The organism is Trinickia sp. HAY1-2D (genome assembly GCF_056754935.1).
In genome coordinates this window covers 4221164-4235989 of record NZ_JBPGWX010000002.1, presented here as the reverse complement: position 1 = coordinate 4235989, position 14826 = coordinate 4221164, and the positions used below count along the sequence as shown (strand labels likewise).

Here is a 14826-nt window from a genome sequence, read left to right as displayed (position 1 = left end):
CAACGTCGCAGCTCGCCGATACCCCGAAAGCCCTTGGCAGACGGGCTTTTCGGGTACGACAATGCGGGAAACCCAGCGCCGACAAGGTTAAGAAGCGTTAAATTCTTTGAAACCCTTGCCGTTATTGGGTTTGCGCTGAGCTATCATAGCAAGCGCCGCACGACGGCCGCGCGCTGGGTTCGCGGCAGCCGGGGGCGCTGGCTTCGCCACAGCTACTCGACGGCACAGCTTGCGTACGTATAACGGCGCGTGTTCGCGCTGTCCGTGTCATTTCAATCTGATAAAGAGGAACGTTAATGAACAAACAGGAACTGATCGACGCCGTCGCGGCTCAGACGGGCGCTAGCAAGGCTCAGACCGGCGAAACGCTGGATACGCTTCTCGAAGTGATCAAGAAGGCAGTCTCGAAGGGCGACGCGGTTCAGCTGATCGGCTTCGGCAGCTTCGGCTCGGGCAAGCGCGCTGCTCGCACCGGCCGTAACCCGAAGACGGGCGAGACCATCAAGATTCCGGCCGCGAAGACGGTCAAGTTCACGGCTGGCAAGGCATTCAAGGATGCGGTCAACAAGCGCTGATGCTTGCAGCTCGACGTTTGTTCGAGACCCGCCCTCAGGCGGGTTTTTTATTTGGTGTGTAAGCGTTGTGCCGGTCGGCCTCGTCCCTCGTCCCTGACGAGCGATTCCTAACGAACGATCTGCCCCGTGCCGCCGTGCTCTTCGTCCTCGGCGTCGAGGTCCCAGGCCGGGAATGGATCGGCAAGCGCGGGCCAGCCCAGCGGTCCGAGCGCATATTCTTCGTCCGTCAAGAGACAGGCGTCGAGCTTGGCCTGCCACTGACCGGCGTCGAGCGAGACGCCGATCAAGACCAGTTCCTGGCGACGGTCGCCGATCGACATATCGTTCGGTGCGCCGTGCCAGTCGGCCGCGATTTCCGCGGCAAGCTCGTCATCGTCGGGCCACTCGTCGCGCGGCTGGGCAGCCCACCAGAAGCCTGCCGGCCCGTGGCGGCATGCACTGCCCGCTTGCGAAAACGAACCTACGACATCGTTACGCGTCGCGAGCCAGAAAAAGCCCTTGCTGCGCAGCACATTGCTCCATGACGCGCTGTCGTGCAGCAGTGCCCAGAGCCGCTCGGGCGAGAAGGGACGCCGAGCGCGGTAAACGAAGCTGTCGATCCCATATTTTTTCGCTTCGCCGTGCGGTTCGTGTTCATGCTCATGCGTACCGTCGTCGTGCACATGATCGTGTTCATGATCGCCGTTAAGCGTTGCGAGCCAGCCGGGTGCGCTTGCCGCTTCGTCGAAATCGAAACGCCCGGTACCGACGACCTCGGCGAGCGGGACGGCACCGAAGGTACTGACGATCTGCCGCGCGCGCGGGTTGAGCCCGGCGAGTATGCCTTGCAAGCGCGCGAGCGAATCGTCATCCACGAGATCCGCCTTGTTGACGATGAGCACGTCGGCGAACTCGACTTGCTCGACGAGCAATTCGACGAGCGTGCGGTCGTCCTCCTCGCTCGATGCAAGTCCGCGCTCGGCGAGCGCCTCGGACGATTCGTAGTCGCGCAAAAAGTTGAGTGCGTCGACGACGGTGACCATTGTGTCGAGGCGCGCGACATCGGTGAGCGTGGCCCCGTCGTCGTCCGCGAAGGCGAACGTCTCGGCGATCGGCATGGGTTCCGCCACGCCCGTCGATTCGATGACGAGCGCATCGAATCGGTGCTCGTCGGCAAGACGGCGCACTTCGGCGAGCAGGTCCTCGCGCAGCGTGCAGCAAATGCAGCCGTTGGACAGTTCGACCAGACGTTCCTCGGACTGCGAGAGCGCGGCGGCACCGCGCACGAGCGAGGCGTCGACGTTGACCGAGGCGAGATCGTTGACGATGACAGCCACGCGCAAGCCGGCGCGATTGGCGAGAATGTGGTTGAGCAGCGTGGTCTTGCCCGCGCCGAGAAAGCCCGACAACACGGTGACGGGCAAGGTGGGCTGGTTCATGAGGGTGGACATCGAGTGGGCGAAAGAGTGCAAGACGCCCGGAAATGAGGCGGCGCAGCGAGCATTGTGCACCAAACGCCCGAAGGCCGGTGCCGCGCGCCCTGCGCGGCACGCTTATCGCCGCTCATCGCGACGCGGAAATGAGCTTCCAGCGCGTGAGGATATCGGCGATCTGCCGCGCGTACCGGTCGCGCAGCGAGGGCGTTTCGGAGTGATAGGCGCCGATGGCCCGCCAGCTGTTGCCGTATTTGTTCATCTTCTGGCGCAGATGCCAGGCGGCAACATAAACGTTCTTGCACGGCTCCATCAGCGTGCCGGTGGAGATACCGTACTGCGAGAGCGTGGGCAGGTGAACCGAATTGATCTGCATGAGGCCGTAATCGACCGAGCCGTTGTCGTTCTTATGGAGCGCGTCGGGCCGGTTATGCGATTCCTGCCACGCGATGGCGCGCAACACGAGCGGGTTGACCTTCTGATAGCGCGCGGCCTCGTCGAAGCAATCCGCGCGCGCGGCACTGCTTGCCGACCACCCGGCCAGGCTGAATACCAGAATGACGATTGCCCGTTTCATCGCCGGACCGACCCTCTCAGTCTATTGTCGTTCGAATTACCCGAATGGCATGTCCGCGCGCCGATCAAGGGAAAACCCCGGGCCCGCGCCAGCGTGCGATCCGAAATACCGCTCGTATCATAGCGGCTGGCGCCGTATGCGCACAGCAGGCCGGCAGACATAAGACCGTTGCCCGCCGACAAAAAGGTAACGATCGGTTAGCGCGCGGCGACGCCGACATTTTCCTTACGAATGGCGCGCCGAGGCTTGTCCCGCAATCGTAGCCGGTGAATCGCTGCCCAAGTTCGGGGTTTGTGATTGTCGGGACATGAAAAGCTGCTAATGTTCGACCTTAACTTCGGCGGCGGCATGACCGAGGGCGCGAGCGGGGCTTTGTGCCAAGGGCCGCAACCTAGCAATTTCGCATTGATTCCTATTCCATGATAAGAAACCGTAAGGCATTGCGCCGGATCGCAGCCGCGTTGCTGATGGCCGGTCTCGTCGTTGCGCAGGGCGCGCATGCGGAAGTCACGCTCAACTTCGTCAACGCCGACATCGACCAGGTGGCCAAGGCGATCGGCGCGGCGACGGGAAAGACCATCATCGTCGACCCGCGCGTCAAAGGGCAGTTGAATCTCGTCTCGGAACACCCCGTCCCCGAAGAGCAGGCGATCAAGACGCTCGAATCGGCGTTGCGCATGCAGGGGTTCTCCCTCGTGCAGGACCACGGCGTACTGAAGGTCGTGCCCGAGGCCGATGCGAAGCTGCAGGGCGTGCCGACCTACTTCGGCAATTCCACGCCGGCGCGCGGCGATCAGGTCATCACGCAGGTCTTCGAGCTGCATAACGAATCGGCGAACAACCTGCTGCCCGTCCTGCGGCCGCTCATTTCGCCGAACAACACCATTGCCGCCTATCCCGCCAACAACACGCTCGTCGTGACCGATTATGCCGATAACGTGCGGCGCATCGGGTCGATCATCGCGGGCGTCGACAACGCCGCGGGTCGCCAAATCGAGGTCGTGCCGCTCAGGAACGCGATCGCCGTCGATGTGGCCCAGCAGCTCTCCAAGCTGCTCGACCCGGGCGCGATCGGAAGCACCGACGCAACGCTGAAGGTTTCGGTCACGCCCGATCCGCGCACGAATTCGCTGCTCTTGCGCGCGTCGAACAAGGCGCGGCTCGCTGCCGCGAAAAAACTCGCGCAACAACTCGACGCGCCCAGCTCGCAGCCCGGCAACATGCATGTCGTGCATCTGCGCAACGCCAACGCCGTGCAGCTTGCCAAGACGTTGCGCGGCATGATGGGCAAAGGCGGCTCCGAGGGAACGACGGGGTCGAGCGCGGAATCGAACAATGCCGGCTCGTTCAACGAGGGTGGCGGAGGCGGCAGTGCGACCTCGACCGGAACGCCCGGTGTGCCTCCGCTGCCCTCGTCGTTCGGCAGCTCGTCGAGCTCGGGCTCGATGGGCGGCAACTATGGCTCGGGCGCGGGCTCCGGTTCGGGCGGCTTGGGCGGCAATCGCAGCTTTTCGAGCAATCGGCAAGGCGGCGGCAACGAGGACAACAATCCGCCCGGCGGCATGATCCAGGCCGATGCGGCCACGAATTCGCTGATCATCACGGCGTCCGATCCGGTCTACCGGAACCTGCGGGCGGTGATCGACCAGCTCGATGCACGCCGTGCCCAGGTTTATATCGAAGCGCTGATCGTCGAGCTGCAAGCATCGAGCGCTGCCAACCTCGGCATTCAATGGCAAGGCGCGCTGCTGTCGAACAGCGGCAACAACGGTGTCTACGGGGGGTCCAACTTTGGCGGAAGCACGAGCAACATCGTCAATCTGACGGCGCTGGCGGGAGGCGCCGCGTCATCGGGCAATCTCTCGAGCGCGATCAGTTCGCTGAATCCGGGATCCAGCACCCCGATTTTGCCGAACGGACTGAACATCGGCCTGCTGCATCGCTTCGGCAACATCTTCGGGCTGGGCGGCTTGCTGCAGGCCCTCAGTCAGTCGAGCGACGCGAATGTGCTGTCGTCGCCGAACCTCATGACGCTCGACAACGAGGAAGCGCGAATCATCGTCGGCCAGAACGTGCCGATTCCCTCGGGGTCGTACACCACGAATACGAGCTCCGCGACGGGCGTCAATGCCTTCAATACATTCGACCGGCAAGACGTCGGCACGGTGCTGCACATCAAACCGCAAATCACCGACGGCGGCATATTGAAGCTGCAGCTGTACACGGAGGTATCGTCGGTCGATCAGGCGACGATCAACAACAGCGCGTCGAATGGCGGTTTTTCGATCAACAAGCGCTCGGTGCAGTCGACGGTGCTTGCCGACGACGGATCGATCGTCGTGCTCGGCGGGCTGATCGGCGACAACTACAGTGCGAGCAACTCGAAGGTGCCGCTGCTCGGCGACATTCCCTGGATCGGCCAGTTGTTCCGCAGCGAAAACAAGAACCGGCAAAAGGACAATCTGATGATTTTCCTGCGCCCGGTCATCGTGCGCGATCTGGAAGACAGCACGGCCATCGCGGAAAACCGCTATGACCTCATGCGCGATCAGCAGCTCGGCTATCAAACCGACAACCGCCTGATCCGCGACAAGAACGTGCCGCAGTTGCCCGCTGTTCCGCCAGGCCCGGCCGAGGGCGCACGGCCATCGAGCAACCTGTTCGACTTGCGGCGCATGACGCCGCAGGCGAGCGGCGCAATGGCAGCTCCGCCCGGGGCCGCTCAGCAAGGTGGCGCCGCGCCGGGCACGGGCAATGCGAGTCCGTCTGTCGGCGGTGCCCCCGGCACGGCGGATCCGTCGACGGCGAATCCGCCGCAGCAAGGCGTCCGGCCGTCGAACCCGGGCGTCTCGCAGGGAGGAAGCTGATGGTCACGCAGGCGACGTCGGAACCGGTGGCCGAGCGCGAGGCGCCCTCGCCGCTCGCCGCTCGCCTGTTGCCGTACGGCTTTGCCCGCAACGGCCAGATTCTCGTCGCTCATCAAGGGCCCGAAGGCATCGAGGTCTGGATCAGCGACCGCACGAACGCAGCGGCGCTTTCGGAAGTCGCGCGTAATTTCGGCGCGTTGACCGCCGTGCGCTTGCCCGCCGACGAGCTCGCGCAGGCCATCAACCGCGCCTACGAGCGTCATGACGGCAGTGCCGCGCAAGTCGTCGGCGAAGTCGAAGGTGAAGTCGATCTCTCGCGCCTCATGCAGGACATTCCCGAAGTCGAGGACTTGCTCGAATCGGAAGACGACGCGCCGATCATCCGCATGATCAACGCGCTGCTCACGCAGGCCGCGCGCGAGCATGCGTCGGACATCCATATCGAGCCGTTCGAGAATGCGTCGGTCGTGCGATTTCGCGTCGACGGCACGCTGCGCGATGTCGTGCGCCCGAAAAAGGCGCTGCACGGCGCATTGATCTCGCGCATCAAGATCATGGCTCAGCTCGATATCGCGGAGAAACGGCTACCGCAAGACGGACGCATTACGTTGCGCGTCGGTGGCCGCGCGGTCGATGTGCGCGTGTCGACCCTGCCCACCGGGCACGGCGAGCGGGCGGTGCTGCGCCTGCTCGAGAAAGACGCCCAGCACCTGAATCTCGAGGCGCTGGGTATGGGGCCCGATACGCTCGAGCGCTTCGATCGCCTGATTTCGCGGCCGCACGGCATCGTCCTCGTCACGGGCCCGACAGGTTCGGGTAAGACGACGACGCTTTACGCCTCGCTGTCGCGGCTCGAAACGGCCTCGAGCAACATCATGACTGTCGAGGATCCGATCGAGTACGACCTGCCGGGTATCGGCCAGACGCAGGTCAACGAGCGTATCGGCATGACGTTCGCTCGCGCGCTTCGCTCGATCCTGCGCCAGGATCCGGACATCATCATGATCGGCGAGATCCGCGATCTCGAAACCGCGCAAATCGCAGTGCAGGCGTCGCTCACGGGCCACCTCGTGCTGGCGACGCTGCATACGAACGACGCCGCGTCCGCCGTGACCCGGCTCACCGATATGGGTGTCGAGCCGTACCTGCTTGCCTCCTCGCTGCTCGGCGTGCTCGCGCAGCGGCTCGTGCGCCGGCTTTGCCCCGTCTGCAAGGAAGAGCGCGTCGAAGAAGGACACACGCACTGGCATCCCGTCGGCTGCGACAAATGCGCTCGCTCGGGGTACTCGGGCCGGCGCGGTATCTATGAGTTGCTCATCATCGACGACGCGATTCGCACGATGATTCACCACAATGCCGCCGACGCCGAGATTCTGAAGGCCGGCCGCGCCCAAGGCATGCGCACGCTGCGTGAGGACGGCGAACGATGGCTCGCGTCGGGCGTGACATCGCTTGAAGAGCTGATCCGCGTGACGGGCGGGGCTTAACACGCATGCCGGCATTTCGATTCGAAGCCATCGATACCGTCGGGCATGCCCAAAAAGGCGTGCTCGATGCCGACAGCGCCCGTTCCGCGCGCGCGCAGCTGCGCACGCAGGGCCTGACGCCGCTCGTTGTCGAACCCGCGGGTAGCGCGGCGCGCGGCGAGCGCAGCCGCCGCCTCGCGCTCGGACGCAAGCTGTCGCAGCGCGAGCAGGCGATTCTCACGCGTCAGCTCGCGAGCCTGCTGACGGCGGGGTTGCCGCTCGACGAGGCCCTTGCCGTGCTGACCGAACAGGCCGAGCGCGACTACATCCGTGAGCTGGTCGCCGCGATTCGCGCCGAGGTGCTCGGCGGACATTCGCTCGCCAACGCGCTCGAGCAACATCCGCGCGATTTTCCGGATATCTACCGCGCGCTGGTTGCCGCGGGCGAGCACACGGGCAAGCTGGGACTCGTGCTGTCGCGGCTCGCCGATTACATCGAGCAGCGCAACGCACTCACGCAGAAAATCGTGCTGGCCTTCACCTATCCGGCCATCGTCACGATGATCGCATTCGGCATCGTGACGTTTCTGCTCAGCTACGTCGTGCCGCAAGTCGTGAATGTGTTCGCCAGTACCAAACAGCAGTTGCCGTTCATCACGGTGTTCATGATGGGGCTCTCCGGGTTCGTGCGGCACTGGTGGTGGGCGATTCTGATCGGGGTGGGTCTCGTCGTGTTCGCGGTGCGTGGCATTCTCGCGCAACAAGCTCCCCGCCTCGCGTTCGACAGATGGCTGCTGACCGCGCCGCTTGCGGGCAAGCTCGTGCGCGGGTACAACACCGTGCGCTTCGCCAGCACGCTTGCGATTCTGAGCGCGGCGGGCGTGCCGATCCTGCGCGCGCTTCAGGCAGCCGGTGAAACGTTGAACAACCGTGCGATGCGAGGCAACGTCGACGATGCGATCGTGCGCGTGCGCGAAGGGACCTCGCTGTCGCGTTCGCTCGGCAACGTGAAAACGTTTCCTCCCGTGCTCGTGCATTTGATTCGTTCGGGTGAAGCGACGGGGGATGTGACGACGATGCTCGATCGCGCGGCCGAGGGTGAGGCGCGCGAACTCGAGCGCAGGACGATGTTTCTGACGAGCCTGCTAGAGCCGTTGCTGATTCTTGCGATGGGCGGTGTCGTACTCGTCATCGTGCTCGCGGTGATGCTGCCGATCATCGATCTGAACAATATGGTTCAGTGATCGCGCCCGCGAGCGCGTGACGCCGCGAGCAGGCGTATCGGGTGTACCGTGTGGACCGGCTAGAGAGGCCGGCGACGTATCAGCGCACGTAGATCGTGGGGCCCGTGACGGTACTCGGCAAAAATACCTCGGAGCGTGCGCCGTTGTGATCGACGATGATCGAACGCGCGCGCACTTGCGCAAGCGTCGAATCTTCGCCGAGCCGGCCGCCGAGCGAGATCGCGTGCGGCGGTTCGTCGCCGACACTGACGATGGCGGCGGCGCCTTTGCTCAGCGCAAGAATGCCGAAAAGCTTGATGCTCCGGTTCACTTCGCGCGTGAGCTTGCCGCCGAAAAGCGTGGTGGCATCTTCGACGGACACGGCCGGCGCCACCGATGCGGCGGGCGGCGGGGCCGGCGGCCGGGCGGTGAGAAGCACGGCCCAGTAGGTCAGTGTCGCGCAAAGAATCGCAAAGGCGACAAAAGATAGCAGGCGGACTTGTAGAGTGTTCATGCAGCCATTGTACGAAGTATTGATCGGTTTGCGCGTGACCTGGCGCGCGGACGGTCCGACATTACAATCACGGGCCGAAACGAGCGCCGGACGCAGCGGCGTTTTTGGCCAAACTTTTTGAGAACGAGGTAGGAATGATGCAAAGATGGACCCGACGTCATATGGAGCTGGAATCGGCGCGTGCACGGCGCCAGCGCGGCTTTACGCTGATCGAAATCATGGTGGTGATCGCGATTCTCGGCATTCTGGCCGCGCTGATCGTGCCCAAGATCATGAGCCGTCCCGACGAAGCGCGCCGCGTCGCCGCCAAGCAGGACATCGGCTCGATCAGGCAGGCGCTCGATCTGTACCGGCTCGACAATGGCCGCTATCCGACGCAGGACCAAGGGCTGCAGGCGCTCATCAGCAAGCCGACGACCGATCCGGTGCCCAATAACTGGAAGGACGGCGGTTATCTCGACAAGCTGCCGACGGACCCCTGGGGGCATCCTTACCAGTATCTGAATCCAGGCGTACACGGGGAAATCGATGTGTTCAGCTTCGGCGCCGACGGCAAAGCAGGCGGCGAAGGCAACGACGCCGATATCGGGTCGTGGCAGTAAGCCCGTTGCGATGCCCCCTGGACGCCGCATCCTGGTAACCGACGATGCCCGATTCGACGACGAGCCGCCTGTGTTTTCGTAAAGCCACGTACGCGCGCGTGCGTGGCTTTACGCTGCTCGAAATGCTCGTCGTGCTCGTGATTGCGGGGCTGCTCGTGTCGCTCGCGTCGGTGTCGATCACCCGTAATCCGCGCACGGACCTGAAGGAGCAGGCGCAGCGCCTTGCGTTGCTGTTCGAATCGGCCTCCGACGAAGCCCAGGTGCGGGCGCGGCCGATTGCATGGCAGCCGGTGGCGGGCGGCTACCGGTTCGACATCCGTACCGACGACGGTTGGCGGCCGCTGCAGCGCGACGAGCTGTTGCGCGAGAGGCGGTGGGAAGCCGGCATCACCGACGTCGCGATCGATTACCCCGGCTCCGATGTCCATCCCGATCGCATCGTGTTCGGGGTGGAAAGCATCGGTGCCGCGGTGACCGTCACGCTTTTTTCGGAGGTCGGCCGCGTCACGGTCGTCGGCACCGGAAACGGCCGCTTCGAGGTGCGCTGACGATGCCTGCACGCCTACTCTTGCTCACCCGGCGCGCAAGCCGCGCAAGATGTCTTGTCCGACCGAACGGTTTCACGATGATCGAGGTGCTCGTTGCGCTCGCGATCATTGCCGTCGCCCTGGCGGCCGCGTTGCGCGCGAGCGCGATGCTCGCGACAGACGAAGCCGGCCTGCACCGGCGTCTGCTCGCCGGATGGAGCGCCGAGAACGCCCTCGCGCAACTCTATCTCGCCCGGCAGTGGCCCGATATCGGCGCGCGCACGTTCGATTGCTCGCAGGGCAACCAACCGTTGTCATGCACCGAGCGCGTCGCGGCGACGCCCAATCCGGTCTTTCGGCGCGTCGAGGTCTCCGTGACGGTACCGGGGGAAGACGGCGTGCTCGCCCAACTCGTCACGGTGGTGGCCAATGAGACGAACCGTGCGCTCTGATGCCGCGCGGCGCTCGCGGCGCACGGGCGGGTTCACCTTGATCGAACTGATGGTCGCGATCGCGATTCTCGCTGTCATCGCCGTGCTCTCATGGCGCGGGCTCGAACAGATCATTCGGGCGCGACAGACGATTACCAATGCGATGGAAGACGAGCGGGTCTTCGTCCAGCTGTTCGATCAAGTCGGCATCGATGCGCGCGAAGCCGCCACCGAAGACGAAGTCGGGCAACCGTCCGTGTCCGTCGCCGGCAGTACGCTGCAAATCGTGCGGCATTTCGGCATGGCAGGCGAAGCGCCGCGTTTGCAGGTGGTCAGGTATCAGATCGCGAACGGGCGCGTGACGCGCTACGCCTCGCCACCGGTCGCGACGGCCGGGGACTTGCGCCGGCTGCTGGATGCCTCGAGCGGCGCCGGTGCGTGGAGCGCGGTGCCGTTGATCGGCGGTGTCGGCGCGATCAACGCGCGGCTCTTCGTGCCGCGCGTCGGATGGACTACGCAGATGAGCGAGGTCAGCGACGAAATCGCGCGCAACGCCAACAATCTCAAAGTGCCGCAATTCGGCAACGCGCCGCTCGATCGCGCGGTCAAGGGGCTCGAACTCAGCATCGGCGCCACGTCCCTGCACGCGCCGATCAAGCGCGTCTTTCTGGTCGGAGAGTGACGATGCGCCTTCGCGTTCCTGCCGTTCGCCGCCGCATGACGTCGTGCGCCCGTATTGGCGCGCCGCGTGGGCGCGCGAACGAGCGCGGCGCGGCGATCGTCACCGCGCTTTTCGTCGTCACTCTGGCGGCGATACTGGTCGCAAGCGTGCTCTGGCGGCAACAGATCCAGGTGCGCCGCATCGAGAACCAGCGTCTGCTGGCGCAGGCGCAATGGGTCTCGCGCGGCGCGCTCGACTGGACGCGGCTCATTTTGCGGGCCGAAGCCGATACGGCGCCGACCGTTACGTATCTTGGCGGCGTCTGGGCGGTTCCGATCGCCAAAACGAAGCTTTCTGACTTTCTCGGCAAAATCGGCGTCGCGCAGGCGGGGCAAGGCGAAGAGACGTATGTATCGGGCTCCATCGAAGACGCGCAGGGCAAGTTCAATCTTCGCAATCTCGTCTCCATACCGGCGCCCGGACAGTTGCAGATCGACATTCAGCAGACCCTCGCCTTCCAGCGCTTATTGCAATCGTTCGGCTTTGCCGGACAGCAACTCGCGCGGAAAACGGCGGTTTACATACGCGCGTCGCTCAAGCAATCCGCCACGCGTTTTCAGGCGCAGAACAATCCGTTGACGGGCAACGCTCAGCCGCAGCAACTCGGCGGCGCGGTGGGAGGCAATAATTTCACGAGCAAACCCGGGCTTCAGGATACCGACGACGACTCGGGCGATGTACCGCTGCAGATGACGAGCGTCGATTCACTGCTGAACGTACCGGGCTTTACACCGGAGATCGTCGAGCGGTTGCGCCCGTTCGTGACGGTGTTGCCGACGCAAACGCCGATCAACATGAATACCGCCCCGGCCGAAGTGGTCGCCGCTATTACGCCGGGCATGACGGTTTCGACGGCACAGGCATTCGTTTCGCGGCGCCAGAGCGTATTTTTTCGAAACACCGGCGACGTGACGCTGGCTTTGCGCGGCGCCGGCGCGCCGCCGCAGGCGTCGGACACAAATTCGATTCCCATCGACGTCACCACGAGCTATTTTTTCGTCCATGGCCGCGTGCAGCATCGGCGCGCCGAAGTCGATCGCACGACCCTCGTCTATCGCGACCCGTTGACGCATTCGACTCGCATCGTGCGCGTCGAGGACGCGCCTTGAGACGGTTTGCGAAGACCTTAGCCAACCAGGAGATTACGGCCTTTGAGCACGTTGATCGTATTTTTGCCGCCGCGCGACCCGGCAGTGCCGTCGCAGGAGTGGCAACTGCCCGAGATGCCCTTCGTCCTGTTCGACAAGGGCGGCCGCAAGGAACGCGCGGGCCGCGCGGAACTCGCCTTTTTGCCGCGCGCATCGACGACCGTCCTGATCGTCGCCGCGCGCGACGTCCTGATGCTCGCGGCGATGCTGCCGCCGCTCAGAGGACCGCGGCTCAGACAGGCGCTGCCGAACGTCGTGGAGGATCGGCTGATCCAGGACGCGGCGACGTGCCATGTCGCGCTCGATCCGCAGCCGCTTCCAACCGGCGCGCGCGTGCTCGCGGTCATCGACCGGGGGTGGTTCCGTTTCATCGTCGAGGCGTTCTCGGCGGCGGGACATCGAAGCTTGCGTGCCGTTCCGGTGACGCGATGCCTGCCTGCGCCCGCAGGCGCGGCTCCGGTCGCCGAGCCCGAACCGGCGCTTGCCGAAGCCGGACTCGCGCCGGCGGCAGCACCGCTGCAGCCCGCCGCATCCGTGGTCTCCGCACCGCTCATTGCCGAGCCGCAGCCTGTCGTGGCGGCGCTGCTCGGCGCGGTCGGCGAAACGGCGCCCGCGATCCTGGCCGAGACGGCGGCAAGCGGCTCCCCCGCGCCGCTCGCGACGAACGAGCCGCGGGTCGAAGTAGCCATCGCACGCGGTGCACTCGGCGAGGGTCTTGCCGTGCCGGCTTCGATGCTCGCCTCGACGCTGTCGGCGCTGGCGGGCGGTCACGCGTTCGAGCTCTTCGAGCTCACCGGCTTGCCCGGCAGCGAGCCGCGGCTCGATGCGCCGGGGCCATACGGTACCCATGTCGCCGCGACTGCCACAGCCGCCGCGTTGTCGTTCGAGAGCCTCGCCCGCGCGGCACTCGACGCTCGCTTCGATCTTTGCCAGTTCGAGTTCGAGTCTCGGCCATGGCGGCTCGATCGCGCGACGGTGAGGCGGTTGCGCGTGCCGATCGGCCTCATCGCCGCGTCGCTCGTCGTCGCCATCGTCAGTGCGAATGTGCAGTGGTTCATGCTGGCACGCGAGCGCGACGCGCTCAACGCGCAGATGACCGAATTGCTGCTGAACGCGTTTCCGAAGACGGCCGCCGTCCTCGATCCGCCGGCGCAGATGAAATCGCAGCTCGAGCGCCTGCGGCTTGCCGCAGGTCAGATGTCGCCGGACGATTTCCTCTCGCTGGCATCGCGGCTTGCCGCCGCGTTCGGGTCCCTGCCCGTCAATGGCATCGCGGCGCTCGACTATCACGACCGCCGGCTCGAGTTGACCTTCAAGCCGCACGTCAGTGCCGATCCGGACTTTTTGACACGGCTCGCGCAGCACGGCCTTGGGGGCCAGTTCGACAGCAACACGGGCAAATGGACCATCAGAAACCGGAGCGGACAATGAAGACCCTGACCGTGCTCGCCAACGCTTGGGCGGGGTTCTGGGCCGGACGCACGGCCCGCGAGAAAACGCTGCTGACATGGGGCGGCGCTCTGCTGGCGGTCGTGATCGCCTACTCCGTGCTTTGGGCGCCGGCTCAGCAAGGACGTGCCGAGCTGCGCGCGGCGTTGCCGGCCATGCAGCGCGAACTCGCGCAAATGACGGCCGAGGCGGACGAGGCCCGCGCGCTCGCGCCGGCCGCGCAGGGAGCGGCGCCCACGGGGCTTGCGCTCAAGGATGCGCTGGCCGCTTCGCTGACGCAGGCCGGCTTCGTCTCACCGCAGGTGCAGCTCGCCGGCGACGCCGTGCGCATCGAATTGAAGAATGCGTCGTTTGCGGCCTGGGCGATGTGGCTCGACGATGCCCGACGGCAATTCAAGGTGCAGGTGGTGGAAGCGCATGCGACGGCCCTGAAGGTCGACGGCCAGGTCGATCTGACGGCATCGTTGCAGCCCCCGTCGGCCGCGCGTGCAGGCCACTGACACGCAGCGAAACGTTTCCCGAGAGAACGACGAATGAAGATCTGGATGCGCCGCATCGCCGCGGCGTTGCCTTGGCTCGCGATTGCCGTCGTGGCCTGTACCGCCGTGCTGCTCGTGTTGCTTCCCGCCGCATGGATCACACCACAGGTGGCCAAGGCGACACAGGGGCACATCAATTTGATCGAGCCGCAGGGCTCGCTTTGGAGCGGCTCCGCGACACTGATGCTCGCGGCGGGCCCAGACGCGAGCGGCGCGACGGTCTTGCCCGGGCGCATCGAATGGCAAACCGCGTTTTGGCCGTTGTTGACGGGACGGTTGCACCTCCGCGTTCGGCAGACCGACGCAATGCCGCGGCCCGTAAGCGTCGATGCGACGTTCGGCGGCGCCCGGCTCTCCGCGAGCGATATGGCGCTCCCGGCGGCCTTGCTGAACGGCCTCGGGGCGCCGTTCAATACGCTCGACCTCAAGGGCAGCGTGCATGTTACGTGGACGGAGTGGCACCTGATTCACAGGAACCTGTTCGGCCGCTTCGATGTGAGACTCAACGATATGGTCTCGCGGGTCTCGCAGGTGAAGCCGCTGGGCTCCTACCGTGTCGTGCTGCAGGCGCAGGGAGCGGCGTTCACGCTCGATCTGTCGACGCTCAAAGGTCCGTTGCTGCTGAGCGGTCACGGAACGCTCGCGGGCGGCGGCGTATCGTTTCACGGCGAGGCGAACTCGGCCCCCGACGCGCGCGACAATCTGGCCGGGCTCTTGAACCTGCTCGGACGCCCGACGGGCACGGGTACGGTCGCGCTCGACTATACGCGGTAGA

Annotated in this window: 15 protein-coding genes; 12 read left to right on the top strand and 3 right to left on the bottom strand. The window is 65.1% G+C overall.

What is annotated here, in order from left to right; all coding sequences use genetic code 11:
- Positions 1-296: 296 nt before the first annotated feature.
- The gene (locus ACR9ZC_RS26735; RefSeq protein WP_006401505.1) at positions 297-575 is read left to right on the top strand and encodes an HU family DNA-binding protein; all 279 of its coding nucleotides are present in this window, start codon (positions 297-299) and stop codon (positions 573-575) included.
- Between the two features lie 107 nt (positions 576-682).
- On the opposite strand, the gene ACR9ZC_RS26730 is transcribed toward ACR9ZC_RS26735, so the two are convergent.
- Together ACR9ZC_RS26730 and ACR9ZC_RS26725 are read right to left on the bottom strand one after the other, a co-directional pair.
- Positions 683-1993, bottom strand: coding sequence for a GTP-binding protein (locus tag ACR9ZC_RS26730; RefSeq protein WP_481582561.1), 1311 nt, complete (start codon positions 1991-1993; stop codon positions 683-685).
- A gap of 124 nt (positions 1994-2117) precedes the next feature.
- Positions 2118-2564 carry a lytic transglycosylase domain-containing protein gene (locus tag ACR9ZC_RS26725; RefSeq protein ID WP_331573602.1) on the bottom strand — a complete coding sequence of 149 codons (447 nt, stop codon included), beginning with the start codon at positions 2562-2564 and terminating at the stop codon, positions 2118-2120.
- Between the two features lie 419 nt (positions 2565-2983).
- On the opposite strand from ACR9ZC_RS26725, the gene gspD reads away from it, so the two are divergent.
- Genes gspD through gspF form a run of 3 tightly spaced genes read left to right on the top strand, consistent with a single transcriptional unit; the run spans position 2984 to position 8141 of the window.
- Positions 2984-5431, top strand: a complete 2448-nt coding sequence (gene gspD / locus ACR9ZC_RS26720; RefSeq protein ID WP_481582560.1) for a type II secretion system secretin GspD — start codon at positions 2984-2986, stop codon at positions 5429-5431.
- Positions 5431-6918 (top strand): type II secretion system ATPase GspE, encoded by a 1488-nt coding sequence (gene gspE / locus ACR9ZC_RS26715; RefSeq protein WP_331573605.1) that lies wholly within the window; start codon positions 5431-5433, stop codon positions 6916-6918. Before gspD ends, gspE begins: the two co-directional genes overlap by 1 nt.
- A gap of 5 nt (positions 6919-6923) precedes the next feature.
- Positions 6924-8141 (top strand): type II secretion system inner membrane protein GspF, encoded by a 1218-nt coding sequence (gene gspF / locus ACR9ZC_RS26710; protein ID WP_440559734.1) that lies wholly within the window; start codon positions 6924-6926, stop codon positions 8139-8141.
- Positions 8142-8220: 79 nt separating this feature from the next.
- Here gspF and ACR9ZC_RS26705 read toward each other — a convergent pair whose 3' ends face one another.
- On the bottom strand, positions 8221-8634 hold the full coding sequence (locus ACR9ZC_RS26705; protein ID WP_481582559.1) for a hypothetical protein: 414 nt from the start codon (positions 8632-8634) through the stop codon (positions 8221-8223).
- Between the two features lie 137 nt (positions 8635-8771).
- Between ACR9ZC_RS26705 and gspG the strand changes: the two genes are divergently transcribed.
- From gspG to ACR9ZC_RS26665, 8 genes are read left to right on the top strand one after another with little or no spacing between them, the layout of a single operon-like run.
- The gene (gspG, locus tag ACR9ZC_RS26700) at positions 8772-9236 is read left to right on the top strand and encodes a type II secretion system major pseudopilin GspG (protein ID WP_331573646.1); all 465 of its coding nucleotides are present in this window, start codon (positions 8772-8774) and stop codon (positions 9234-9236) included.
- 44 nt (positions 9237-9280) lie between these two features.
- Positions 9281-9784 (top strand): GspH/FimT family pseudopilin, encoded by a 504-nt coding sequence (locus ACR9ZC_RS26695; RefSeq protein ID WP_331573612.1) that lies wholly within the window; start codon positions 9281-9283, stop codon positions 9782-9784.
- A gap of 2 nt (positions 9785-9786) precedes the next feature.
- Positions 9787-10215 carry a type II secretion system minor pseudopilin GspI gene (gene gspI / locus ACR9ZC_RS26690; RefSeq protein WP_481582558.1) on the top strand — a complete coding sequence of 143 codons (429 nt, stop codon included), beginning with the start codon at positions 9787-9789 and terminating at the stop codon, positions 10213-10215.
- Positions 10193-10876 (top strand): PulJ/GspJ family protein, encoded by a 684-nt coding sequence (locus ACR9ZC_RS26685; RefSeq protein ID WP_440559731.1) that lies wholly within the window; start codon positions 10193-10195, stop codon positions 10874-10876. Before gspI ends, ACR9ZC_RS26685 begins: the two co-directional genes overlap by 23 nt.
- Positions 10877-10878: 2 nt before the next feature.
- A complete protein-coding gene (gene gspK / locus ACR9ZC_RS26680) occupies positions 10879-12024 on the top strand; it encodes a type II secretion system minor pseudopilin GspK (protein ID WP_481582557.1) in 1146 nt (381 codons plus the stop codon).
- Positions 12025-12066: 42 nt separating this feature from the next.
- On the top strand, positions 12067-13494 hold the full coding sequence (gspL, locus tag ACR9ZC_RS26675) for a type II secretion system protein GspL (protein ID WP_481582556.1): 1428 nt from the start codon (positions 12067-12069) through the stop codon (positions 13492-13494).
- Positions 13491-14012, top strand: a complete 522-nt coding sequence (gspM, locus tag ACR9ZC_RS26670) for a type II secretion system protein GspM (protein ID WP_481582555.1) — start codon at positions 13491-13493, stop codon at positions 14010-14012. Before gspL ends, gspM begins: the two co-directional genes overlap by 4 nt.
- Before the next feature lie 33 nt (positions 14013-14045).
- The gene (locus ACR9ZC_RS26665) at positions 14046-14825 is read left to right on the top strand and encodes a type II secretion system protein N (RefSeq protein ID WP_481582554.1); all 780 of its coding nucleotides are present in this window, start codon (positions 14046-14048) and stop codon (positions 14823-14825) included.
- The last annotated feature ends 1 nt before the right edge of the window (position 14826 follow it).